This window comes from Kocuria rosea subsp. polaris (genome assembly GCF_001483755.1).
GTDB lineage: Bacteria > Actinomycetota > Actinomycetes > Actinomycetales > Micrococcaceae > Kocuria > Kocuria cellulosilytica.
Window position 1 is genome coordinate 136,075 of record NZ_LQBK01000002.1, and the last position, 22,797, is coordinate 158,871.

A 22,797-nucleotide genomic window follows, 5' to 3' on the forward strand; every position below is an offset into this window, starting at 1 on the left:
CGTCGGAGCGAGGTGCGACAATGACCGGGTGAACCGAGCAGACCTGTCCAAGCAGCCGCACGAAGTCTCCGCCATGTTCGACGACGTGGCGCCCCGCTACGACCTCGTCAACGACATCCTCTCGCTGGGGCGGACCCGCGGATGGCGCCGGGCCGTCGCGGAGGCCGTCGGCGCCGTCCCGGGGGAGCGGGTCCTCGACCTCGCCGCCGGGACGGGGACCTCGTCCGAGCCGTACGCGGACGCGGGCGTCGAGGTCGTGGCCGCGGACCTCTCGCTCGGGATGCTCGAGGTGGGCCGCGCCCGCCGCCCCGACATCGAGTTCGTCCAGGCGGACGCCACGCGGCTGCCGTTCGCCGACGCCTCCTTCGACGCCGTGACCATCTCCTTCGGGCTGCGCAACATCCAGGACTTCCGCCGCGCGCTCGCCGAGATGCTGCGGGTCGTCCGCCCGGGCGGGCGGCTCGTGATCGGCGAGTTCTCGACCCCCACGGCGGCCCCGCTGCGCACCGTCTACACGGAGTACCTGATGAAGGCGCTCCCCGGGATCGCCGCGCGCGCGGCCTCCAACCCGGAGGCCTACCGCTACCTCGCCGAGTCCATCGCGGCGTGGCCGGATCAGGAGGACCTCGCCGCGGAGATCCTCGCGGCCGGCTGGACCGGGGTGCAGTACCGCAACCTCACCGGCGGCATCGTGGCCGTGCACCGGGCCGTCAGGCCCACCGCGGACGCCCCCGCCCGATGAGGGCCCTCGTCCTCGGCGGCGGGCCGGCCGGCGCCACGGCCGGGTACTGGCTCGCGGCGCACGGCATCGAGGTCACCGTCCTGGAGAAGACCGCGTTCCCGCGGGAGAAGGTCTGCGGCGACGGGCTGACCCCGCGCGCCGTGCGCGAGATGCAGCTCATGGGCCTCCCGCACGGGCCCGAGCTCGGCTACGCCCGCAACCGGGGACTGCGGCTGGTGGCCCGCGAGCGCAGCGTCGAGGTGCCGTGGCCCGAGCTGAGCGACTTCCCGGCCTACGGGCTCGTGCGCACCCGGCTGGGCTTCGACGAGCAGCTGGCCGGGCACGCCCGCGGCGCGGGGGCCCGGGTGCTCGAGCGCCGGGCCGTGACCGGGGTGCTGCGCGACGGCTCCGGGCGCGTCGTCGGCGCCCGCGCCAACGTCCTCGACGCCGCCGGGCGGCGCACCGGCGAGACCGAGGAGCACCGCGCCGACGTCGTGCTCGCCGCCGACGGCAACTCCTCCCGCACCGCGGTGTCCGCCGGGCTGCACAAGCGCGACGACCGGCCGATGGGGGTCGCGGTGCGCGCCTACTACGAGTCCCCGCGCTCGGACCTGGACTGGATGGAGGGCTGGCTCGAGCTCACCGACGGCACCGACCCGGACCGGGCCCTGCTGCCCGGCTACGGCTGGGTCTTCGGCGTCGGCGACGGCACGGCCAACGTGGGCCTCGGGATCCTGGACAGCTCCCCGGCGTTCGGTGCCCTGGACTACCGGAAGGTGCTCGCCGACTGGACCGCCTCCATGCCCGCCGAGTGGACGTTCGACGACGAGCACCGCCGCGGGCGCGTGCTCGGCGCGGCCCTGCCGATGGCCTTCAACCGCACACCGCACCACGTGCCGGGGATGCTGCTGCTGGGCGACGCCGCGGGCCTCGTCTCCCCGTTCAACGGGGAGGGCATCTCCAACGCCATGGAGTCCGCCCGCTACGCCGCCGAGCACGTCGTGGCGGCGGCGGCCGCCCACGGACCGGCCCAGCGCGAGCTCGTGCTCGCCGGCTACCCCGGCCGGGTGCGCCAGGAGTGGGGCGCCCACTTCACGCAGGGCCGGGTGCTGGCCCAGCTCATCGGCAGCCCCGCCGTGATGAAGGCCGCCGTGCGCACCGGCATGGCCGTGCCCGCGCTGATGCGCTTCGTGGTCCGGGTCATGACGGAGCTCTCCGACCGGCCCGCCGCCACGTGGGAGGACCGCGTGGTCGCCCTCCTCGACGCCCTCACGCCCGCGACCGGCAACACCCGCCCCCCGAAAACTCGCTAGAGTGGTGGACCGTGACTGAAACCTCCTCCTCGAGCGCCGACGGCCCCGCCACGGGCCTCGGCACCGATCAGGTGAGGCTGCCCGCCGGCTTCGACCTCATCGCGTCCGACGACCGGCTGGGCCCGGTCGTGCTGCGGTCGCTCGCCCGGATCGAGGAGCGGCTGGACGACGCGGTGCGCAGCGCCGACCACCTGGCCGACGTCACCTCCCGCCACCTGCTCCAGGCCGGCGGCAAGCGGGTGCGGCCCCTGCTGACCGTGCTGGCCGGGGAGATCGGCGGCGGCATCAACGACGCCGTGCTCGAGTCCGCGGCCGTGGTCGAGCTCACCCACCTGGCCACCCTCTACCACGACGACGTCATGGACTCCGCGCCGCTGCGCCGCGGCGTCGCGACCGCCCAGACGGTGTGGGGCAACTCGGTGGCCATCCTCACCGGCGACCTCATCTTCGCCCGCGCCTCGTCGATGGTCTCCGAGCTCGGCCAGCGCGCCCTCAGGATCCAGGCGGAGACGTTCGAGCGGCTCGTGCTCGGCCAGCTGCACGAGACGGTCGGCCCGCGCGAGGGGCAGGACCCGCTGGAGCACTACCTCGACGTCCTTGCGGGCAAGACCGGCTCGCTCATCGCGGCGTGCGGCCACTTCGGCACGGTCCTGGCCGGGGCCGAGCAGGAGGTCGTGGACGTCATGGTCGAGTACGGGGAGAAGGTCGGCATCGCCTTCCAGCTCGCCGACGACGTGATCGACGTGACCGGCGAGGACGAGGTCTCCGGGAAGTCGCCCGGCACCGACCTCCGGGAGGGCGTGCCCACCCTGCCCGTGCTCATCCTGCGCCGGATGGCGGGGGAGGGCGACGCCGAGGCGGTGCGCGTCCTCGAGCACCTCGACTCCGACCTCACCTCGGACGAGGCCCTGGCCCGGGCCGTGGCCGCGGTCTCGGGCCACCGCGCCACCGAGGAGGCGTGGCGGATCGCCCGGCAGTGGGCCGACGAGGCCATCGCGTCGCTCGAGCCGCTGCCGGACACGGTGGCCAAGCGCGCGCTCGTGGCCTTCGCGCACGCCGTCGTCCACCGCGAGGCCTGAGCCGGCCCGCCGTGCCGGATGTGGTTCCCGCGGTGCCACGGGCTAGCCTGTAGCCGTCCGCAGACCACTTCCCGCACCCGAGGACGACCATGACCCCACAGTCCCCACTCGGCCGTGCCGCCGCGCCCCGCGAGGCGTTCTCCAGCCGCACGGTCTTCATCCTGGCCGCGATCGGCTCCGCCGTCGGCCTCGGCAACATCTGGCGCTTCCCCTACATCGCCTACGAGAACGGCGGCGGGGCGTTCCTGATCCCGTACCTCGTCGCGCTGCTCACGGCCGGGCTGCCGCTGCTGATGCTCGAGTACGGCATCGGGCACCGCTTCCGCGCCTCGGCCCCCCTGGCCTACCGCCGCCTGCACCCCAAGACCGAGTGGATCGGCTGGTGGCAGATGGGCATCAGCTTCGTGATCGCCGTCTACTACGCCGTCATCCTCGGCTGGGCGATGCTGTACACCTACTTCTCGTTCGGCAAGGCCTGGGGCGACGACCCCGGCACCTTCTTCCTCTCGGAGGTCCTGCAGAGCTCCGAGGAGATCACCGTGGGCCTCGACTTCGTCCCGAACGTGCTGGCCGTGACCGCGGTCGCCTGGGTCGCGCTGCTCGTGGTGCTCCTGCTCGGCGTGCAGAAGGGCATCGGCCGGGTCAACCTCGTGCTGATCCCGCTGCTGGTGCTGATGTTCCTGACCATCGTGGTCATCGCCCTGACGCTGCCGGGCGCCGCCGACGGCCTCAACGCCTTCTTCACGCCGAACTGGGCGGCGCTCACCGACAGCGCCGTGTGGGTCGCCGCCTACGGGCAGATCTTCTTCTCGCTCTCGGTGGGCTTCGGCATCATGATCACCTACTCGTCCTACCTCAAGCCGAAGACGAACCTCACCGGCTCGGGGCTCGTGGTCGGCTTCGGCAACTCCAGCTTCGAGATCCTCGCCGGCATCGGCGTCTTCGCGGCGTTGGGCTTCATGGCCGGGGTCTCCGGCGTGGGCGTGGACGAGGTCGCCACCTCGGGCATCGGCCTGGCGTTCATCGCGTTCCCCACGATCATCTCCCAGGCGCCGCTCGGCACGCTCCTCGGCGTGCTCTTCTTCGCGACCCTCACCTTCGCCGGCTTCACCTCGCTCGTGTCGATCGTCGAGGTGGTCGTGGCGGCCGCCCAGGACAAGCTCGGCCTGCGCCGGCGCACGGCCGTGCTGGCCGTCGTGGTGCCCATGGCGCTGATCTCCCTGTCCCTGTTCACCACCACCACGGGGCTGAACCTGCTGGACGTCACGGACAACTTCGTTAACCAGTTCGGCATCGTCGCGGCGGCGCTGGTGTCGATCATGCTGCTCACGGCCGGCTTCTCCGCGCTGCCCACGCTGCGGGACCACCTGAACTCGGTGTCCTCCTTCAAGCTGGGCCGCACCTGGATGGTGGTGGTCGGCGGGATCACCCCGATCATGCTGGGCTACATCCTCATCAACACGCTCACCACCACCCTGGCGGAGGGCTACGGCGGGATGCCCGCGTGGTTCGTCAACACGTTCGGCTGGGGCACGGCCCTCGCGATCGTCGTCGTCGCCCTGCTGCTCTCCCGGCTGCCGTGGCCGGCCGCGTCCGCGGCCTCGGACCTCAGCCCGTCCCCGGCCATCGTCGACGCGTCCGTGGACCGGCGCCGGCTGCAGGGCGGCCAGCCGCTCTCGCGCTGGTCGGACACCGCCCTGCGCACCCCGGCCCTCGACCAGGACTTCTCCTACCGGGCCCTCGCCGAGGGCACGGCCGGGTCCCCGGGCCGGCACGCGGAGGTCCCCGCCGAGGGGGCCGGCCGGGCGCCCTGGAGCTCGGGCACCCCGTCCAGCACCACCGGATCCCAGGAGGACCCCCGATGACCACTCCCGCCATCATCATGCTCGTCGTCGCCGTGTGCACGGTGTGGGGCGGCTTCATCGCCGCCGTGCTCCACCTCCGGCGCACTCCGGAGGTCGACGAGAACGATCAGGGCTTCGGCAGCGACGACTACGTCCGCACCACCTGAGTCGCGCCGGGTCCCCGGCACCGCACGCAGGAGGCCCCCGGCGCCGCACGGCGCCGGGGGCCTCCCGCGTGCCCGGGCCGCGGCACCACCCGCGCGGCCCCCTGCGACGGCCCCGGCGACGGTCCGGCGCGGTGCTCAGGCGCGGCGGACCCGCGGGGCGCGCACCGCGTCCAGCACGAGCAGCAGCACCGCGAGCCACACGAAGCAGAAGCTGACCCAGCGCTCCACGGGCATCTGCTCGCCGAACACGAGCACGGCCAGCAGGAACTGCCCGATGGGCGCCACGTACTGGATCATGCCCACGGTGCTCAGCGGCAGGCGGGTCGCGGCGACCCCGAACAGGATCAGCGGGACGGCCGTGATCACGCCCGCGGACAGCATCAGCAGGAGGTGCCCCGTGCCCTCGGTGCCCAGCGTCAGCCCGCCGGCAGCCCCGAGCATCCCCACGACCAGCGCGGCCAGCGGGGTCAGCGCCAGCGTCTCGACGGTCAGGGTCACGATGGCGGGGTAGGACCCGCCCATCCGGTTCTTCACCAGGCCGTAGAAGCCGAAGGAGAAGGCCAGGCCCAGCGACAGCCACGGCACCCGCCCGTAGAAGACGGCCATGACCACGACCGCGACGAATCCGATGCCCACGGCCGTCCACTGCAGGGTCCGCATCCGCTCCCGCAGCACCACCACGCCGAGCAGGATGGCCACGAGCGGGTTGATGAAGTAGCCGAGGGACGCCTCCAGGGTGTTCCCGGTGGTCGTCGCGACCGTGTAGAGCAGCCAGTTGACCCCGATCAGGAGGCCGGCCACGGCCAGGGCCCCGAGGGTGCGCGGGGAGCGCAGCGCCCGGCCCAGCGGGGGCAGCTGACCGGTGAGCGCCAGCAGCAGCAGGCAGAAGGCCAGGGAGAACAGCACGCGCAGCGCGACGATCTCCACGGGCGTGGCCGGCTCCAGCGCCACGAAGTACAGCGGCAGCAGGCCCCAGACCCCGTAGGCGGCGAACCCGGACATCACCCCGGCCCGGGTCCTCGACTGCTCGTCGGGATCCGGGCCGGGCGCGGTGTTGTATGCGGTCACGCTCGAGGGTACCGCCGGGGCTCAGAGGCCGAAGAATCGGCTGAAGAAGCCCTTCTTCCGCTCGCCCTGCTCCTCCTCGGCGGTCTCCTCGCCCTCCACCACGGGCTCCGCCGTGGCGCTGCCCGGGACGCCGGGGCCGGCCACGACCTCGCGCTCGGCCTCGGGCTCCGCGACGGGCTCCCGGTGCTGCGCGGCCGCGGGCTCGGGTGCCTCCTCGGTGCCCGGCCGGACCGGCTCGGGGCCGGGCACCACCGTGGTGCTCACCCGGCCCGGGCGCACGTCCCGGTCGGAGGGCTCCTGGTCGAAGGGCAGGTCGGCGGCATCCGCGTGCGCGGCGACCGGCTCCTCGGCCTCTCGCGGCTCCTCCACGGGCTCCTCGACCGGCTCGGGGCGCTCCTGCGCGTGCTCCGTCCCGACGAACTCGGGCACCTCGAGGGGCTCGGGCTGCTCCTGCGGGAGCTCCGCGGGGACCGGGGTCTCCTCGGGCGCCGCGGCCGGCCGCGGCTCGGCCTCCTGCCGGGCGGCCGTGGCCTCGGCGGCGGCGCGGTCCTCGCGCAGCGTGGCGGCGCGGGCCCGGGCGTCGGCCGCCAGGTCCGCGAGGATCTCGGGGCCCACGGCCGGCTCCGCGGGCTCGACCCCGGAGATCTGGTGGTCGTCGAACCAGAACCGCTGGGCACCGTCCCGGACGGTGACCACGCACGTGGCCTCGGTGTCCCACTCGACGTGCGCGCCGCGCAGCTTGGCGTAGGAGTCGACGGCGAGGTTGTGGTCCACCGCGGTGTCCGTGGTCAGCGCCTCGGCGATGACCCGCATCATCCGCTCCACGGTGAGCTCGGGCAGCTCGAACTCCGGCCCGTCCAGCAGCAGCCACGCCGTGACGCCGCCGCCCGCGCCCGCGGGGTAGTGCGCGTACACGCCCGTGACCGCCTTGGCCGCCAGGGTCAGCCGGCGGGCCAGGCCCTCCGCCACGGGCAGCTCGTCGGTGGACAGCTCGTCCACGCCCAGCCGCTCCCCGGCCTCGCGGGCCTGCACCGCGGCGGAGACGACCTCGGCCGGGAAGTGGCCGAGCTCCTGCCAGGACCAGATCCAGGTCCCGCGGGAGGCGGACTCGGTGCCCAGCAGGTAGGGGGTCAGGGTCACGGGGGGCTCGGTCTGCAGGGTGAACGCCGGCGCGGAGAAGTCGACGTCCCACCCGGCGCCCTGGGTCAGCTCGGCCAGCCGGGCCTGGTACTCGGTGGAGATGAAGATCGACTCGTCGATCAGGTCCTGCAGCGTTTTCGTCATGCGTCCAGGCTAGCAACCCTCACGGGTGCAGGAGCGTCACGGTGGGCGCCGCCCGGTGGGTCGGCACCGCCCCGGCGGCCGCCCCGTCCCCGGGCGGCCGGGGACCGCTTGGGTAGGGTGGGAGCGAGGCCCCCGGGGCTCGGCGACGCCGCGTCGGGCCCTGCGCCCGTCCCGTGACCACCACGATCCGAGCAGGCCCCCTCGCGGGCCGGGAACGAGCCACCGCATGAGCGAGACCCCCGCCACCCCGACCCCCGGACCCGCACGGCAGGAGCTGCTGAACACCATCGGCTCGTGGGTGCTCTCCGTGCTGCGCGCGGAGCCGGGCTGGGACCGGATGGTCGTGGACCTGAAGGTCCAGGGGGGACGGGTGCACCTGCGCGTGCGCGAGCAGCGGGGCCAGGAGGTGGTGCCCGGCACCGCCGGTCCCATCAAGGAGGACAGCGCCGTCATCCCCGCCGTCGAGCAGCTGCGCGAGAGCGTCCACGTCCCGGGGCGCGGGACGTGGTTCACCGCCACGGTCGTGATCCTCGCCGAGGGCTGGCCCGAGCCGACCCACCGGATCGGGGGGACCTACGACCTCGACGGCGAGCCCCGCCAGTGGGGGACCGAGGGCCCCTTCACGGGCCAGGACGTCCTGGCGCACCTCGAGCGCTTCCCCCGCACCCGCGCCCGGATCCCGGCGTGGGCCGCCGAGCTCGCCGCGCGGGACGGCGTCGAGCTGCCCGTCCTCCCGGCGGACGCCGAGCAGCAGGACGACACCGGAGGCGTCGTCCACCCCCTGGTCCGGGCGGCCGTCGACCGGTTCGCGAGCGCCCCCGACAACACGGCCATGATCGAGGTGCTCCGTCAGTGCATGGCGGGCTCCCTGCTGCTGGACGTCACCGCGAGCGACCTCGTGGAAGGCCCGGACGGGCAGGCCGTGGGGCCGGAGTCGACCCTGCGCGTCCAGACGCTGGGGGAGCCCGACGGCACGCGCTCGCTGGCCGTGTACACGTCGGCGGCCGAGGCCCAGGCCATGTTCGACCGCCACCACCCGGACGGCGGGAGACCGGTGCTGCTGCGCGAGTCCGCCGTCAAGGTGCTGAAGATGCTCGCGGACGACCCGCAGTACGACCACCTGGTCATCGACCCGGCCCGGCAGGGCTGCCGGATCGGCCGTCCCCAGGTGGAGTGGGCCATGCGGGCCCCGCGCAACGACGCCGTGAAGACCGCCATGCTGGAGAACAACATGTCCCAGCTGCTCGCCGGGCTCCTGGCCCCGGAGGCGGTGCTGCTGCTCGGGGCCCGCGTGCAGGACGGACGGGCCGTGCCCGTCTACGCGAAGCCGCAGGAGGAGGGCGCCGCACCGGACACCCTGATGCTGTTCACGTCCGCGGCCGAGATCGCCGTGCTGGACAGCACGCTCGAGGTCCGCTCCGCGCCGGCCCGCCAGGCGCTGCGCTTCGCCCTCGACGCCGGGGCGCGGAAGGTCAGCATCAACGCGCACCCCCCGGTGGCCACGCTGACCGCCGAACAGCTCCGCGAGCTCCTGGCCCTCGTGGAGAAGGAGCAGGCCGGGCAGGAACGGGCGACGGAGGAGCAGGGGCCCGGGGCGCCCGGCGGGGCGGGCGCGCCGGGTCCGGCCGGGGCCTGAGCCCGGGACGGGCCGTTCAGCCCGCGGCGGGGGCGGGCCGCGGGGAGGCCGGTCCCGCCGCGAGGCAGTCGGCGCAGATGCCCTGGTAGACCACGTCGGCGGCGAGCAGCTGCATGCCGTGGTGCTCGGAGGGCGTGAGGCACGGGGTGTGGCCGACGGCGCAGTCGACGTCGGCGACCGTTCCGCAGCGCACGCAGTACGCGTGGTGGTGGTTGTCCCCGGTACGGGTCTCGTACAGGCCGGGCGACGCGGGCGGCTCGAACTTGCGGAGCATGCCCACGGCCGTGAGGTCGGAGAGGACCACGTAGACGGACTGGAGCGTGATCGCCGGCAGCGCCGTGCGGACCTCGGCGAGGACTTCCTCGGCGGTGGAGTGCGGGTGGCGGTCCACCGCGTCGAGGACGGCCAGCCGCTGCTTGGTGACGCGGCGGCCGTGGGAGCGCAGCAGGTCCGACCACGCGGCGGCCCGGGCGGCGTCCGGTGCGGGGCGATCCGTTGTCTGCATCCCTCCAGAGTAGCGTTATCACGATGGACTCACAATAGTGGGGCGGGCGTGCCCGGACGGCGTCCGCACCGGCCGATCTTCCGTGACGGTTCTGGTCGCGCGGCGTCGGCACGACCTTTCACCCGTCTCTGACCAGGGCTTACGATGTGCGCGGGGGACGGGGGTCCGGCGCTGTCGTCGAGGCGTGCGCGCCTGCGAGCCGGCCGGGACGATTCCGGAGCTCTTTCTTCGCTCTGTCCTCCCGATCGCCCGCGACCACCACGGAGTACAGACATGACGCGTCCTGCCCACGCCCGCTCGCACGGCCCCACCGGCGGATCGGGGACCTCCCGCGACGACGTCCTCCTCGACGCCGCCCACTCGGGGGACGCCGAGGCCTTCCGGGCGCTGCGGGAGCGGTACCACGGCACGGCCCTCGCCGTGGCGCGGTCGCGGACCGGCAGCGAGGAGGAGTCCGAGCGCCTCGCCGCGGCGGCCTTCGAGCGGATCGAGCGGATCGTCCGCGAGGGCGGCGGACCGCGCGCCTTCCTCGGCGCCTTCGTCGTGTGGATGGTCGGGCGGGAGGCCGACGGCGGCACGCGGCCGGTCGCGCTGCCGGATGACCCCTCCGACCCCGCTTCCCTGGTCCGGGTCTTCAGCGGTCTGCCCGCCGAGTGGCAGGGCTTCCTCTGGCGCACCGAGGTGCTGGGCCACAGCCCGCGCCGGGCCGCGGCGGCCCTGGGGCTCGGTGCGGTCGCGGCCGCCGGCCTGCACCGCGACATGGTCCGGGGGCTCCGCGGGCTCTACGCCCGGGCGGCGTCGGAGCGTGCGGCGGGGCAGGACTGCGCGGAGTTCTCCGGGGAGCTCGCCCACTTCGTCCGGGGCACCCGCGGGCAGCGGAGCCGGCACGACGTCAAGGCCCACCTGGACGGGTGCGCCCGCTGCACCGCCGAGTACCTGAGCCGTCAGGACGTCGGGACGGGCCTGCGCACGTGGACGCTGCCCGTGCTGGCCGGCCTGCCGCTGTGGGGCACCGAGGCCCTCGAGCTCGCCACCGTCGTCGCCGGGGCCGGGACCGGCGGTGCCGCGGCGGCAGCAGCCGGCACGGGCGCCGCCGGGATCGGTGCGCGGACCGCCGCCGTCGCCGGGACAGGTGCGGCCGGGGCGGGCACCGCCGCTGACCGTCCGGACGAGGCGGAGGGCACCTCTGCGTGGTCCGGCCGCAGGACGAAGGTCCTCCTCGGCGCCGGTGCCCTGGCGACCGCCGTGGCGGTCGCCGCGGTGGGCGTGTCCGGCGGCGGGGACCCGGTGCCCGCGGCGGGCGGCCTGGCCGCCGAGCAGGCGCCGCGCACCGCCGAGGACCTCGAGCGCTCGAGCGCGGAGGACTCCGCGGCCCGGGACGCACGGACCGACGACGAGGAGGCCGGTGACTCCGGGCCGGAGCGTGAACGGGGCTCGGTCGAGGCGGGGGAGCCCGGGGCCGGTCCGCTCGACGTCCCGGCCGGGGCGCCGGAGGCCGCCGCCCTGGTCGCCGTGGCCGACCGCGGGACCGGCGAGGCGGGCACCGTGGCCGGCCGCGGCACCGGCGCAGCGGGAGCCGCAGAGGCCGGCGGCGCCGCGGCGGCCACGGGCCCCTCGGCGGGGGACCGGGAGTCCCTGCCGGGAGCCGTCGGGGAGGGCTCGGCGCCCGGGCGCGACGGGGGCGGGGCCGCAGAGGCCCCGGCGTCCGGCGCCGCGGCCGCGGGCGGCTCCGCCCAGGACCCGGGCGCCCAGGACCCGGGTGCCCAGGACCGGGCCGCCGGGGACTCGGCCGCCGGGGGCTCTGCGGCCGGTGCGCCGTCGGCGCGCCGGACCGAGGCGCCCTCGGCCGCTCCCGCTCCGGCGCGGAAGGCGGCCGCGCCGGCGCCGGCCCCTTCGGTGAGCTCCCTGCCGAGCGCGAAGGCCAGCCCCGCGCCGCTCAGGGCTCCGGCGCCCCCGGCCCGGACGAGCGCGCCGCCGAGCGACCCGGCGCGCACGGGGACCGCTCCCCGGGCCGGGCGTCAGCACGCGCACGCGGAGACCGGCGCCCGCGGAGGGCGCCACGACGAGCGCCAGCAGTGGCACCGCGAGCGGAGCTGGGACGACGACCGGCGCGAGGGCCGGGGCAAGGCCGGGCGTCAGGGCCGGGACCAGCACCGGGAGCAGCACGGCCGGCCCGGTGGTCACGGCGGCTCCGACCGGGGAGAGGGCCGCTCGCACCGCTGAGCGCAGGTCCCCGCCGGCGCCCCGGCATCCTCCGGTGGTCAGTGTTACGAACGGGAACGGGTCGTGACGGGCCGCCGTGCCGCCCTCCGCCGCGGCGCTCTACCATGGGACCGGGGGACCGGGGGGTCCACAGTCAGGAACCGCGCGCCGTCGGCGTGCGCGTCGTCATCGTGATCGTCGGGGTCGCGGCCTCGCGGCGCCGCTCCCGGGTCGCCCGCACCGCAAGGTGACCGAGCGTTCCCGAGACCCACGGAGATCCCATGACGCGCACGACCGAGCCGCTCGCCCAGGGGCGCACGCCGCGCACCGACGAGGAGCTGCTCGCCGCGGTGCGGGCGCAGCGCCCCGACGCCTTCCCGGACCTCCGGGACCGGCACTGGCACACCGCCGTGGTCGTGGCCCGCCTCCACACACCGAGCCGCCAGGACGCGGAGCAGCTGGCGGGCACGGCCTTCGACCAGGTCCTCGCCGAGCTCGACGAGGGAGCCGGCGGCGAGGACGGGCCGGGCGTCTTCCTGCGGGCACGGCTGGTGGCCGTCGTCGGCCGGGCCGGCGTGGAGCAGGAGCACGCGGCCGAGAGCGTGACCAGCGTCTACCTCGGCCTCCCGGCGTCCTGGCAGGCCGTGCTGTGGCACCTCGAGATCGAGGCCCTCGAGCTCGAGCGGACGGCCGCGGTGCTCGGGCTGAGCCCGGCCGCCACCACCGCGCTGCACCTCGAGGCGCGCGCCGGGCTGCGGGCCGCCTACCGTCGGGCCCGGCAGGACCTCCCCGCTCTGCCCGGCTGTGCCGACTGCGCGGCCGATCTCGGCGCCTTCGCCGACGGCGGCCTGCCCGCCGACCGGGCGCAGGCCGTGCGGTCCCATCTCGAGGAGTGCCCTCGCTGCACCGCCGACCACCTCTATCTGCAGGACACCGAAGCGGGCCTGCGCGGCTGGCTGCTGCCCGTGCTCGCCGGCGTGCCACTGTGGGACACCCGGACCGACGAGCTCGTGGAGCTGGTCCGGGCCGCGGGACGGATGAGCGCCGGACGCCTGGGCGCGGCTCCGGGCACCGACGTGGCCGGCGGAGCCCTCGCCGCCGTCCACGTCTCCCGGCGGGGCCGGAAGGTGCTGCTCGGCGCCGGCGCCCTGGCGGCCGCCGCAGCGCTCGCCGGAGTGGCCGCGACGGGCTCCGGGGGTCTCGGCGACGGGACGACGCAGACCGCCGGGAGCACCGGCGCCGCCGGCGCTCCCGGCGCCACAGCCTCCTCCGCGCCCGCCACGACCCCGGGGGCCGACGACGGCGCGGCCACCGCGGCCCGGGCTCCCGGTGCCGCGGTGCCCGGGCGTGCCGGCGGGATGCTGTCCCTGCCGACCGCCGAGCCGTCGCCCGGCCCCCTGACCGAGGCTGCGGCCGAGGCGCGCACCGCGCGCGCGAGCAGCGGCACGATCATCACGGCCGCCGCGGCGGCGGGACGGGCCTCCGGGGGCGGCCAGGACGGCGCCGACCCCGGCGCGCCGGCCGGCCCCGGCACGCAGGCGCAGCCCCGGACGCAGCGGAGCGCCCCGGACGACGGCCGTGCGCCGCGTCCCGCGGCGCCGGGCGCACAGCGCCCGGAGGCAGGGTCCCCGGGGACGGCGTCCTCGGACGGCGGCGGCACATCCGCTGCCGGAGGCGGGGCCGGCGCCCCGGTCCCGCCCGCGGACGCCGGCGGCTCCCCGGCCGGGGACCCTCCCCGGGAGCAGCCGCCGGCCCCAGGGACGCCTGCGCCCGAGGAGCCCGCAGCAGAGACTCCCGCGCCGGGGCCGGCGGGACCCGGAACTCCGGCGACCGAGGCTCCGGTGACCGAGGCTCCGGCTCCTGCGGACCCGGCGACCGGGGCCCCGGCTCCTGCCGACCCGGTGAGCGAGGCCCCTGCGACCGGGGTTCCGGCTCCCGTCGCCCCGGCGACCGGAGCGCCCGCGCCCGGCACCCCGGTGCCGGAGGCGCCCGGGTCCGAGGCTCCGGCCGCCCCGGCGACCGGTGCCCCAGCGATCGGTGCTCCGGCGACCGGAGCGCCCGCGCCCGGCACCACGACCCCGGCCGCCGGGGCGACCGGAGCAGCCGACCCGGCGCCGGGCAGCTGATCGCGGACCGTTCCGGGACGGAGCACGAGGATGCCCCGGGCACGCTGGGAGATCCCTGCGCGTCCCCCGGGACGGGAAGACGGACGCCGCCGGCGAGGTTGTGCTCAGCGGAAGACCCACTCCCCCCTGACGAAGGAGCCGCAGCCGCGATGCACCACCACAACAACGGACTCAAGACCGTCCTGCTCCTCGGCGGCTTGTGGGCGGTGCTGCTGGCCATCGGCTGGTTCGTGGCGAGCGGTACGGGCAGCAGCGTCTTCATCTGGGTCTTCGCCCTGATCGGCCTGGCGTCCACGGCGTACAGCTACTGGAACAGCGACAAGCTCGCACTGCGCTCCATGCGGGCCATCCCGGTCACCGAGCAGCAGGCGCCGGGGTACTACCGCATCGTGCGGGAGCTGTCGCAGCGGGCGAACCAGCCGATGCCCCGCTTGTTCATCGCGCCGACGATGAGCCCCAACGCCTTCGCCACCGGGCGGAACCCGGAGAACTCCGCGGTCTGCGTGACGGAGGGCATCCTCCAGATGCTCGACGAGCGCGAGCTGCGGGGCGTGCTCGGCCACGAGCTGATGCACGTCTACAACCGGGACATCCTCACGTCCTCGATCGCCGCCGCCGTGGCCGGCATCATCACCTCGGCCGCGCAGTTCCTCCAGTTCACGGCCATCTTCGGCGGCGGCCGGGACGGCGACCGCGGCAACCCCCTCGTCGGGCTGCTCCTGGCCTTCCTGGCGCCCCTCGCCGCGACCGTCATCCAGCTCGCGGTCTCGCGCACCCGCGAGTACGACGCCGACGAGGACGGTGCGCAGCTCACGGGGGACCCGCTGGCCCTGGCCTCCGCCCTGCGGAAGATCGAGATGGGCACGAACGCCCGGCCGCTGGACCCCGCCGACCAGAAGCTCGTCAACACCTCGCACCTGATGATCGCCAACCCGTTCCGGGGCGGCGCGGCGAGCCTGTTCCGCACCCACCCGCCGACCGCGGACCGGGTGGCACGGCTCGAGGGCATGGCCGGGATCGGCCGCCGCTGACCGCGCCCCGCGGGGCCGCCCGGCATGGGGTGATCGACCCATGCCGGGCGGCCGGCCTCTGCGGCATCCTCTCGATGCGGCCCGGACCGCCGGCTTCCTAGCCTGGTGCTGTCCCAGCAGGTCCACGGAGGTCCCGGTCATGAACACCCAGCACATCGAAACGCTCATCATCGGCGCCGGCCAGGCCGGCCTCGCCACGGGGAGCTCCTTGCAGCGGCTCGGCCGGCCGTTCCTGATCGTGGACGCCGAGGGCCGGGTGGGGGACCACTGGCGGAACCAGTGGGACAGCCTCCGGCTCTACACCCCGGCCAAGTACGACGGACTGCCCGGCCTGCCCTTCCCGCAGGAGCCCTGGTCCTATCCGGGCAAGGACGATGTCGCCGCCTACCTCGAGAGCTTCACCCTCCACAAGGACCTGCCCGTGCGCACGAGCACCACCGTCGACGCCGTACGGGCCCGCCCGGGCGGTGGCTACGCGGTGGACCTGGGCGCGGACACGATCACCTGTGACAACGTGGTCGTGGCGACCGGCACGTTCGGCCGCACTCCGTACGTCCCGTCCTTCGCCGCTGACCTGGACCCCTCGATCACCCAGCTGCACTCGAGCGCGTACCGCCGGCCCGATCAGCTGAGGCCCGGGAAGGTGCTCGTGGTCGGCGCCTCCCACTCTGGCACGGACATCGCGTACGAGCTCGCGCTCACCCACGAGACCGTCCTCTGCGGCCGCGACCCGGGCCAGTTCCCCGTGCGCTTCGACTCCCGCCGGATCCGCACGGTCTTCCCGGTGCTGATGTTCGCATGGCGGCACGTGCTCACCCGCCGCACGCCGATCGGGCGCAAGGTGATGGCGCACGCACGGTTCCACGGGGCCCCGATGCTGCGGGTGAAGCGGGAGGACCTGCGGGAGCGCGGGGTGGAACGGCTCACGGAGCGGGTCACCGGGGTCGCGGACGGCCTGCCCGTGGTGGGGGACCGGCGGGTGGACGTGCAGAACGTGGTCTGGTGCACCGGCTTCGGGCAGCGGTTCGGCTGGATCCACCTGGACGTGTTCCAGGAGGACGGATGGCCCCGGGAGTTCCGCGGAGTCGTGGAGGACGCCCCGGGCCTGTACTTCTGCGGGCTGAGCTTCCAGTACTCCTTCAGCTCCATGCTCCTGCCCGGGATCGGCCGGGACGCGGAGCACGTCGCCCGGCACATCGCGCGGAGGGCGTCCCGCCACCAGGAGCGGCCCTCGTCCGGCCACCCGCGCGCGCTATCCTCGAGGAGCGGGGGAGGTGCACATGGGAGTCCTCGAGGATCTCGCCAGAGCACGGCAGGCGTTCGAGCGCCGCGAATGGGTGACGGCCTATGACGCGCTCTCCGGCGCCGAGGACGCGTCCGTGCCCGCCCAGGACTTCGCCCGGCTCGCCACGACGGCCCACCTCCTCGGCCGGCGGAACGACTGCATCCAGGCCCTGCAGCGGGCCTACACCGCGCACGCGGCCGCCGGCGAGACGCCGGCGGCCGTCCGGTGCGCCGTCCGGCTGGCGACGGTGCTGCTCACCAGCGGTGAGGGCGCCGTCGCCGGCGGATGGGTGGCGCGGGCCCAGCGCATGCTCGCGGGCGTGGACGGCGACCTGGTCGAGCGGGGCCACGTCCTCGTCCCCGTGCTGCTCCGGCACATCGTCGCCCGGGAGTACGAACAGGCGCACCGGCTGGCGCTGGAGATCACCGACTACGGCCGCCGGTTCGACGACGCGGACCTGCTGGCCACTGGTCTCAACGCCCAGGGGCGGCTGCTGCTGTACTCCGGGCACGTCCCGGAGGGGCTCGCCCTGCTCGACGAGGCGATGATCGGCATCTCCACCGGGGACGTCTCCCCGGTCGTGGCGGGGGAGACCTACTGCTCGCTCGTCGAGGCGTGTCAGGAGGTCTCCGACTTCGGCCGGGCCGCCGAGTGGACCGCCGCGCTGACGGCCTGGATCGAGGGCCAGCCCGGTCTCGTGGCGTTCACCGGTCAGTGCGCGGTCCACCGGGGCCAGATCATGCGTCTGCGGGGCGCCTTCCGCGAGGCCGTCGAGGAGTTCGAGCTGGCCGTGGAGCGCTACGAGCGGGCCGGGACCCCGGCCCCGGCCGGACTCGCCATGGCCGAGTGCGGCGGCGTGCTGTGCCTGCTCGGCGACCTGACGGGCGCCCACGACGCCTACGAACGGGCCATCGGCTTCGGGCACGAGCCGCAGCCTGGGCTGGCCCTGCTGTGGCTGGCCCGGGGCCGCACCGCCGACGCCCTGGCGGCGATCCGGCGGCTGCTCGCCGAGCCGCGCGATCCCGTGCACCGCTCCCAGCTGCTGCCGGCGGCCGTCGAGATCCTGGTGGGCACCGGGCTCGTCGAGGAGGCGGACGCGGTGAGCGAGGAGCTGGCGTCCGTCGCGGCGTCCTTCGGCTGTCCCGGCCTCAGCGCGATGGCCCACCACGCCCGGGGCTGCGTGCTGCTGGCCGCAGAGCAGCCGGGCACCGCGCTGGCCGAGCTGCGCGAGGCGGAGCACGCCTGGCACCGGCTCGAGGCCCCGTACGAGATCGCTCGCTGCCGCCTGCTCATCGGCGGCGCCCTGCGCGCGCTCGGGGACGAGCCCTCGGCGCACGCCGAGCTGGCCGCGGCGCGGCGTGCGTTCCACGAGCTCGGCACGCCGGCGGGGGAGGCCGAGGCGCGGCGGCTGCTCGGTCCGGGCGCGCCGCGCGGCCTCACGGACCGGGAGGTCGAGGTCCTGCGGCTGGTGGCGACCGGCCGGACCAATCCGGAGATCGCCGCGGAGCTGTTCCTGAGCGAGAAGACGGTCTCCCGCCACCTGTCCAACATCTTCACCAAGCTCGACGTGCCCACGCGCACCGCGGCCGCCGCCTTCGCGTACGAGCACGGGCTCGTCCGAGCCGCGTCGCGGGGACCGGTGCACCGCCGGGGCGTGCCGGCGGAGCGGGCCGAGGAGTCCGGCGGACCCGGGGCGTCCCCGTCCGTGCCGGGGTGAACGGACCGGCACCACCGGGTGAACCCCCGGTGAACGGGTAACGTAACGGTACTAGTCGTCAACGGGCCCGAGAACGGGCGGGATGTCAAGGGTGTTCGGCGAGCACGCGCGCATCCGGAACGCGAGGTGTTGCCATGTCCGGCCGGACTCTTCAGCTGATCCGACGGGTCGGCGTCGCCGCGGGGCGCCTCCTGGTCTACGTCCTGATCTGGGCGGGACTCGCGCTGCTGATCGCCGCCGCCGGCATCCGGTTCTTCTGGGGCGAGATCTCCGTGGGCCAGATGCTCCTGAACCTCGTCTCCGTGGAGATCGACGGCGGGGGCGGACCCATCGTCTGGATCGGCATCCTGGGGGTCGGTGTCCTGCCCCTGCTCATCACCGCCGGGATTGCCCTGTGGCAGCACGCCCGGCGCCGGCGACGCCGCGTCGGCGGTGACCGGCGTCCGCGCCGCTCGCGGTGGGCCGTGCGCACCGTCTCCACCGTCCTGGTCGCCGCGGTGGTCGTCGGCGGCACCACGGCGTTCGCCACCACGGTGGGCGTGGCGGACTACATCAGGGCCGGGAACTCCGAGTACGACCTCGGCGACCACTACGTGGAGCCGACCGTCACCGGTGACGAGCAGAAGCGGAACCTGGTGCTGATCTACCTCGAGTCCGGCGAGGCCACTCTCGCGAACGACGAGCTCTTCGAGAAGGACGCGTTCGCCCCGCTGAAGGCGGTCACCCGGGCCTCGGACGGGTGGCAGAGCGTGGAGGACTTCCAGCAGTACGAGGGCGGAGGCTGGACCATGGCCGGTCTCACCTCGACACAGTGCGGCGTCCCGCTGAAGGGCATCGGCTCCGCCGCCGGCAGCGGCGCCCTCAACGATCTCGGCGGCGACGTCGACACCTACCTGCGGGGAATTCCCTGCCTGGGCGACGTCCTGGAGGAGCACGGCTACACCAGCGTCTTCCTGGGCGGCGCCAACGCCTCCTTCGCCGCGAAGGACGCCTTCCTGCGCACCCACGGCTACTCGGAGATCAAGGACCTCTCCGACTGGCGCGCCGCCGGCGAGCCGGAGCGGAACTTCCGCGGCGACTGGGGCCTGAGCGACGGACGCCTCATGGCCCACGCCGCGGACGAGATCGACGCGCTGCACGCCGAGGCGGAGCGGACCGGCCGGCCGTTCAACCTCTCCGTGCTGACGCTGGACACCCACGAGCCGGTGCACGTCTACGACTACTGCGACGTGGACACCCGGGACGAGGTCACCTCCGTGTTCGCCTGCTCCATGGCCCAGGTCGCCGGTTTCGTGGACCACATGGAGGAGAAGGGCTATCTCGAGGACACCGCCGTGGTGATCATGGGCGACCACCTCAAGCACATGAGCGCCGGGGACGCCTTCCACGAGCAGCTGGACCACCACGGCAACCGCACCATCTTCAACCGGATCCGGGTTCCGGGCGCGGACGCGAGCAGCACGCTGCGCCCCCGGGCGGACCAGCTGAACATGTACGCCACGATCCTCGAGGCCGCCGGCCTGACCCTGGCGGACCACGAGGCCGGGCTGGGCGTGTCCGCCTTCACGTCGGAGATCCCGGAGGGCTCGGCGCAGGCGCTGGAGCCGGACGCCTACGCCGAGCTGCTGGACTCGCGGTCCTCCCGGTTCTACGCGGGGGCCTGGGTCGGCGAGGTCGCCGCCCCGTAGCACCGTCCGGTCCGCGCAGCCGTGGACTGTCCGGCGGGGCGGGTCAGCGGTAGTTGATGAACTGCAGGTCCACCTCGAGCTCCGAGCCCTTGAGGAGCGTGATGACGTCCTGCAGGTCGTCGCGGGACTTCGAGGACACCCGGAGCTCGTCGCCCTGGATGGTGGCCTTCACGCCCTTGGGGCCCTCGTCGCGGATGAGCTTGGTGATCTTCTTCGCCTGGTCCTGGACGATGCCCTCCTTGACGGAGGCCTCGATCCGGTACTCCTTGCCGGAGGCGAAGGGCTCCCCGGCGTCGAGGGACTTCAGGGAGATGCCGCGCTTGACCAGCTTCGACTGGAAGACGTCGAGGACCGCGTTGACGCGCTCCTCGGAGTTCGCCTTCATGAGGATCTTCTCGCCGGAGAAGTCGATCTCGGCGCCCACGCCCTTGAAGTCGTAGCGCTGCGCGATCTCCTTCTGGGCCTGGTTCAGGGCGTTGGACACCTCCTGCTTGTCGACCTTGCTGACGACGTCGAACGAGGAATCGCTGGCCATGCTGCCTCCTGTGCTGTGGCGGTGGACGGGCGGGGTGCGCGGCCCGTGGGACTGTGCTCCAGCCTACCGGGCGGCCCCGTCACCGTTTCGTGACCTGCGCCCAAGGAACTGTTCAGGTCGGTCTCCCAGGATGGCGGCATGAGCACACCTCTGGGCCACGACGACGTGGCGCCGGCCCCGGGCCGGTCCCGGCGCGGCGGTGCCGTGGCGGCCACGGCACTGGCGGCGGTCCTGCTGATGGGCATCGGGCTGGGCCCGGCGGCGGCCGGCGGTGAGGCGGAGCCCCCGCCGCGCCCCGGCTCGGGGGTCGCGGCGCCGGAGCGGATCGACTTCGAGACGGCGCAGCGGCTGCTCGGCGTCGCCCAGGACCTCGCGGAGGCCGTGACCCACGGAGAGATCACCACCGAGCAGGCCGAGAAGTTCCTCCGGCAGGTCTGCCAGCGGCTCGCGTCCTGACCCGGTCCCGGCAATTTCGCATCGCGGCGGATGTTCTGTACTGTTGAAGTGCTCCCGCACGCGGGGGCAGCCACCACCGGTCCGGACGGGCCGGCGGCAGCACCCCGGCAGATTACCCGAGCGGCCAAAGGGGGCTGACTGTAAATCAGCTGGCAATGCCTACGGGGGTTCGAATCCCTCATCTGCCACGAGCGTCACGACGAAGGCCCCGGTCCCCGGACCGGGGCCTTCGTCATGGCCGCCCGCGACCGGCGGAGCGGTCCCTCGCCGCCGGGACGCGGGACGCCGTTGCAGTCGCCGCGGGCACCACGGGGCCCGGGTCGCCTTCCCGCCGAGAGAACCGCGTGCCGGCCCGACTTCCCGGCTCCGGTCCCCCGATGCGGGGACACACGGAAGAGGTCGGCGCGCCGTTCCAACCTTAACAATTGCTAAGAACATGAATATCCTTGTAGCTTGAGGCGACAGCATCATCCGGCCACGTGCCAGCACACCCCGAGCCGGCACGTCGGGACCCCCTACACCGGATGACGAGCAGCACGACCCACCCCGCAGCGCTCCCCCCGGTGGACGACATCGAGGACGCCGGGACGGACCGTGCCGCCCGCTGGTACCCCAGGGGCAGGCCCGGGGTTCTGAATGACTTGAGGAGACAGACCGAAATGACTGCTGTGAAGAAGTGGGTGGCCGCGGGTTCGTCGGCTGCCGTCCTGGCCGGTGGCCTGTTCCTGGGCGCCCCCGCCGCCCACGCCGACACCTGCGTGGCCCCCGCCGCGAGCACCACGGTGAGCAACCTGGTCACCGCGGCCGACCACCTCTACGACACGGGCACGCACTTCAACTCGCTCGTCACGGACCCGGCGGTCCTGAGCCAGCTCCAGACCCAACAGGCCGTGCTGGAGGACGCCATCGTCAACGACGCCACCATGGACCGCGCCCGGGCCGCCTGGACCGAGATCCTGCGCCTGCAGGAGTCCTACGCCGCGTCGACCGACGACCCCGCCGTGGACGAGGCCTACGCGGCCAGCTCCGCGGCCGCCGCCGGCTTCCAGGCCGCCGCCACGGAGGCCCGCGCGGAGGGCGAGGTCTTCATGGAGGACGGCGCCGACCTCGTGGCGCTGTTCCAGAACAACTGCGAGGTCCTGGGCACCGGGACCGGCGGGGACGGGACCGGCTCCGGCGACTGGAACGACTCGGAGGACTGGGCCGGCACCGGCGCCGACTCCGGCGTGAACCAGGGCATCAACATGCAGACCGCCGAGGAGGGCGGGCTCAGCACGGGTGTGCTGGCCGGCCTGCTGGCCGCCGGTGCTGCCGTGTCCGGGGCCGTGGCCTTCCGGATGCGCCGCGGGCGCGCCTGACCGACCACCGCTGACCGCCCTGGTGCCGCGCTCGCGCGGCACCAGGGCGCCGTCACATCCCGCACCGACTCCTCGAGGACCGCAGATGCACGCACCCGGGCCGAAGGCCGCTCCGCGCCGTGGCGCGGGCACGCGCTGGGCCGCCGCCGGCGGTCTCGGGGCCGTGGTCGCCCTGTCCGCGGTGCTGCTGACGGACCTGTGGGGGGCGGAGGGCCACGAGGCCGGCACGCCGGCCGCGACGGCGACCACCCCGGCGGCGACCGCTCCGGCGGCGCCCGGCACCGGGACGGCGGCGCCCGCGCCGTCCCCCGCGGCCACCGCCGACCGGCCGGCGGCCGCGGCTCCCGTGCGGCTGGCGGTCGAGGACGCCCAGTTCGACGTGACCGTCCTGCCGCTGACGCCCAGCGAGCAGGAGCTGGCCTCCGAGCTGCTGGTCCCGCCGGACACCCTGGACGGCTACTGGCTCACTCCCTACGGCATGCCGGGCGAGGGCTCGGAGAACACCACGTACATCACCGGCCACAGCTGGGAGGACCGGGACGCCCCCTTCAACCGGCTGAGCGACCCCGGCCTGGTGGGCAGCGAGATCGTGCTGGAGACCGGGACCGGGACCCTGGAGTACGTGGTGGACTCCGTGGTCACCCACGACAAGAACACCCTGAAGGACAGCGACATCTGGCGGATCGTGCCGGACCGGCTGGTCATCGTCAGCTGCTACACCGAGGACCTGTGGGGCAAGAACGTCGTGCTCACGGCGTCCCCCGCGCAGGGCTGAGGCCCGC

The 22,797-nt window shown here is 74.8% G+C and carries 19 protein-coding genes and 1 tRNA gene; 16 read left to right on the top strand and 4 right to left on the bottom strand.

The window, feature by feature from the left end:
• Nucleotides 1-28: 28 nt before the first annotated feature.
• From AVL61_RS00755 to AVL61_RS17240, 5 genes are all read left to right on the top strand, one after another.
• Entirely contained in the window at nt 29-742 is a 714-nt protein-coding gene (locus AVL61_RS00755) for a demethylmenaquinone methyltransferase (protein WP_082696874.1), read from the top strand.
• The gene (locus AVL61_RS00760) at nt 739-2,034 is read left to right on the top strand and encodes a geranylgeranyl reductase family protein (protein ID WP_058872459.1); all 1,296 of its coding nucleotides are present in this window, start codon (nt 739-741) and stop codon (nt 2,032-2,034) included. The genes AVL61_RS00755 and AVL61_RS00760 overlap by 4 nt, the downstream gene beginning before the upstream one ends.
• 11 nt (nt 2,035-2,045) lie before the next feature.
• On the top strand, nt 2,046-3,113 hold the full coding sequence (locus tag AVL61_RS00765; RefSeq protein ID WP_058872460.1) for a polyprenyl synthetase family protein: 1,068 nt from the start codon (nt 2,046-2,048) through the stop codon (nt 3,111-3,113).
• Between the two features lie 89 nt (nt 3,114-3,202).
• A complete protein-coding gene (locus tag AVL61_RS00770) occupies nt 3,203-4,978 on the top strand; it encodes a sodium-dependent transporter (protein ID WP_058872461.1) in 1,776 nt (591 codons plus the stop codon).
• Nucleotides 4,975-5,124: a methionine/alanine import family NSS transporter small subunit gene (locus AVL61_RS17240; protein WP_082696875.1), complete on the top strand. Its 150-nt coding sequence runs from the start codon at nt 4,975-4,977 to the stop codon at nt 5,122-5,124. Before AVL61_RS00770 ends, AVL61_RS17240 begins: the two co-directional genes overlap by 4 nt.
• A gap of 135 nt (nt 5,125-5,259) precedes the next feature.
• Here AVL61_RS17240 and rarD read toward each other — a convergent pair whose 3' ends face one another.
• Both rarD and AVL61_RS00780 read right to left on the bottom strand, forming a co-directional pair.
• A complete protein-coding gene (gene rarD, locus AVL61_RS00775; protein ID WP_058872462.1) occupies nt 5,260-6,129 on the bottom strand; it encodes an EamA family transporter RarD in 870 nt (289 codons plus the stop codon).
• 84 nt (nt 6,130-6,213) lie between these two features.
• Complete coding sequence (locus tag AVL61_RS00780) at nt 6,214-7,476, bottom strand: DUF6882 domain-containing protein (RefSeq protein ID WP_058872463.1); 1,263 nt, start codon at nt 7,474-7,476, stop codon at nt 6,214-6,216.
• Between the two features lie 226 nt (nt 7,477-7,702).
• Between AVL61_RS00780 and AVL61_RS00785 the strand changes: the two genes are divergently transcribed.
• The gene (locus AVL61_RS00785; RefSeq protein ID WP_082696876.1) at nt 7,703-9,112 is read left to right on the top strand and encodes an SseB family protein; all 1,410 of its coding nucleotides are present in this window, start codon (nt 7,703-7,705) and stop codon (nt 9,110-9,112) included.
• Nucleotides 9,113-9,128: 16 nt separating this feature from the next.
• Here AVL61_RS00785 and AVL61_RS00790 read toward each other — a convergent pair whose 3' ends face one another.
• On the bottom strand, nt 9,129-9,617 hold the full coding sequence (locus AVL61_RS00790; RefSeq protein ID WP_058872464.1) for a Fur family transcriptional regulator: 489 nt from the start codon (nt 9,615-9,617) through the stop codon (nt 9,129-9,131).
• 273 nt (nt 9,618-9,890) lie between these two features.
• Here AVL61_RS00790 and AVL61_RS00795 point away from each other — a divergent pair, with 273 nt between their 5' ends.
• The 6 genes from AVL61_RS00795 to AVL61_RS00820 all read left to right on the top strand — a co-directional run bounded on the left by AVL61_RS00795 (nt 9,891) and on the right by AVL61_RS00820 (nt 19,666).
• Nucleotides 9,891-11,840 carry a hypothetical protein gene (locus AVL61_RS00795; protein WP_058872465.1) on the top strand — a complete coding sequence of 650 codons (1,950 nt, stop codon included), beginning with the start codon at nt 9,891-9,893 and terminating at the stop codon, nt 11,838-11,840.
• Nucleotides 11,841-12,100: 260 nt separating this feature from the next.
• Nucleotides 12,101-13,945, top strand: a complete 1,845-nt coding sequence (locus tag AVL61_RS18560; RefSeq protein WP_058872466.1) for a zf-HC2 domain-containing protein — start codon at nt 12,101-12,103, stop codon at nt 13,943-13,945.
• Nucleotides 13,946-14,094: 149 nt separating this feature from the next.
• On the top strand, nt 14,095-14,976 hold the full coding sequence (gene htpX / locus AVL61_RS00805; RefSeq protein ID WP_058872467.1) for a zinc metalloprotease HtpX: 882 nt from the start codon (nt 14,095-14,097) through the stop codon (nt 14,974-14,976).
• A gap of 139 nt (nt 14,977-15,115) precedes the next feature.
• A complete protein-coding gene (locus tag AVL61_RS00810; RefSeq protein ID WP_058872629.1) occupies nt 15,116-16,327 on the top strand; it encodes a flavin-containing monooxygenase in 1,212 nt (403 codons plus the stop codon).
• Nucleotides 16,257-17,978, top strand: coding sequence for a helix-turn-helix transcriptional regulator (locus AVL61_RS00815; RefSeq protein ID WP_082696886.1), 1,722 nt, complete (start codon nt 16,257-16,259; stop codon nt 17,976-17,978). Before AVL61_RS00810 ends, AVL61_RS00815 begins: the two co-directional genes overlap by 71 nt.
• Before the next feature lie 134 nt (nt 17,979-18,112).
• Nucleotides 18,113-19,666 (top strand): LTA synthase family protein, encoded by a 1,554-nt coding sequence (locus tag AVL61_RS00820; RefSeq protein WP_058872468.1) that lies wholly within the window; start codon nt 18,113-18,115, stop codon nt 19,664-19,666.
• A gap of 43 nt (nt 19,667-19,709) precedes the next feature.
• Here AVL61_RS00820 and AVL61_RS00825 read toward each other — a convergent pair whose 3' ends face one another.
• On the bottom strand, nt 19,710-20,201 hold the full coding sequence (locus AVL61_RS00825; protein ID WP_058872469.1) for a YajQ family cyclic di-GMP-binding protein: 492 nt from the start codon (nt 20,199-20,201) through the stop codon (nt 19,710-19,712).
• A gap of 138 nt (nt 20,202-20,339) precedes the next feature.
• On the opposite strand from AVL61_RS00825, the gene AVL61_RS00830 reads away from it, so the two are divergent.
• The 4 genes from AVL61_RS00830 to AVL61_RS00845 all read left to right on the top strand — a co-directional run bounded on the left by AVL61_RS00830 (nt 20,340) and on the right by AVL61_RS00845 (nt 22,790).
• Nucleotides 20,340-20,657 (top strand): hypothetical protein, encoded by a 318-nt coding sequence (locus AVL61_RS00830; protein ID WP_058872470.1) that lies wholly within the window; start codon nt 20,340-20,342, stop codon nt 20,655-20,657.
• Nucleotides 20,658-20,763: 106 nt separating this feature from the next.
• A tRNA-Tyr gene (locus AVL61_RS00835) sits at nt 20,764-20,845 on the top strand.
• Between the two features lie 471 nt (nt 20,846-21,316).
• Nucleotides 21,317-22,015: a hypothetical protein gene (locus tag AVL61_RS00840; RefSeq protein WP_157571237.1), complete on the top strand. Its 699-nt coding sequence runs from the start codon at nt 21,317-21,319 to the stop codon at nt 22,013-22,015.
• 85 nt (nt 22,016-22,100) lie between these two features.
• Complete coding sequence (locus AVL61_RS00845) at nt 22,101-22,790, top strand: class F sortase (RefSeq protein ID WP_058872472.1); 690 nt, start codon at nt 22,101-22,103, stop codon at nt 22,788-22,790.
• Nucleotides 22,791-22,797: the final 7 nt, after the last annotated feature.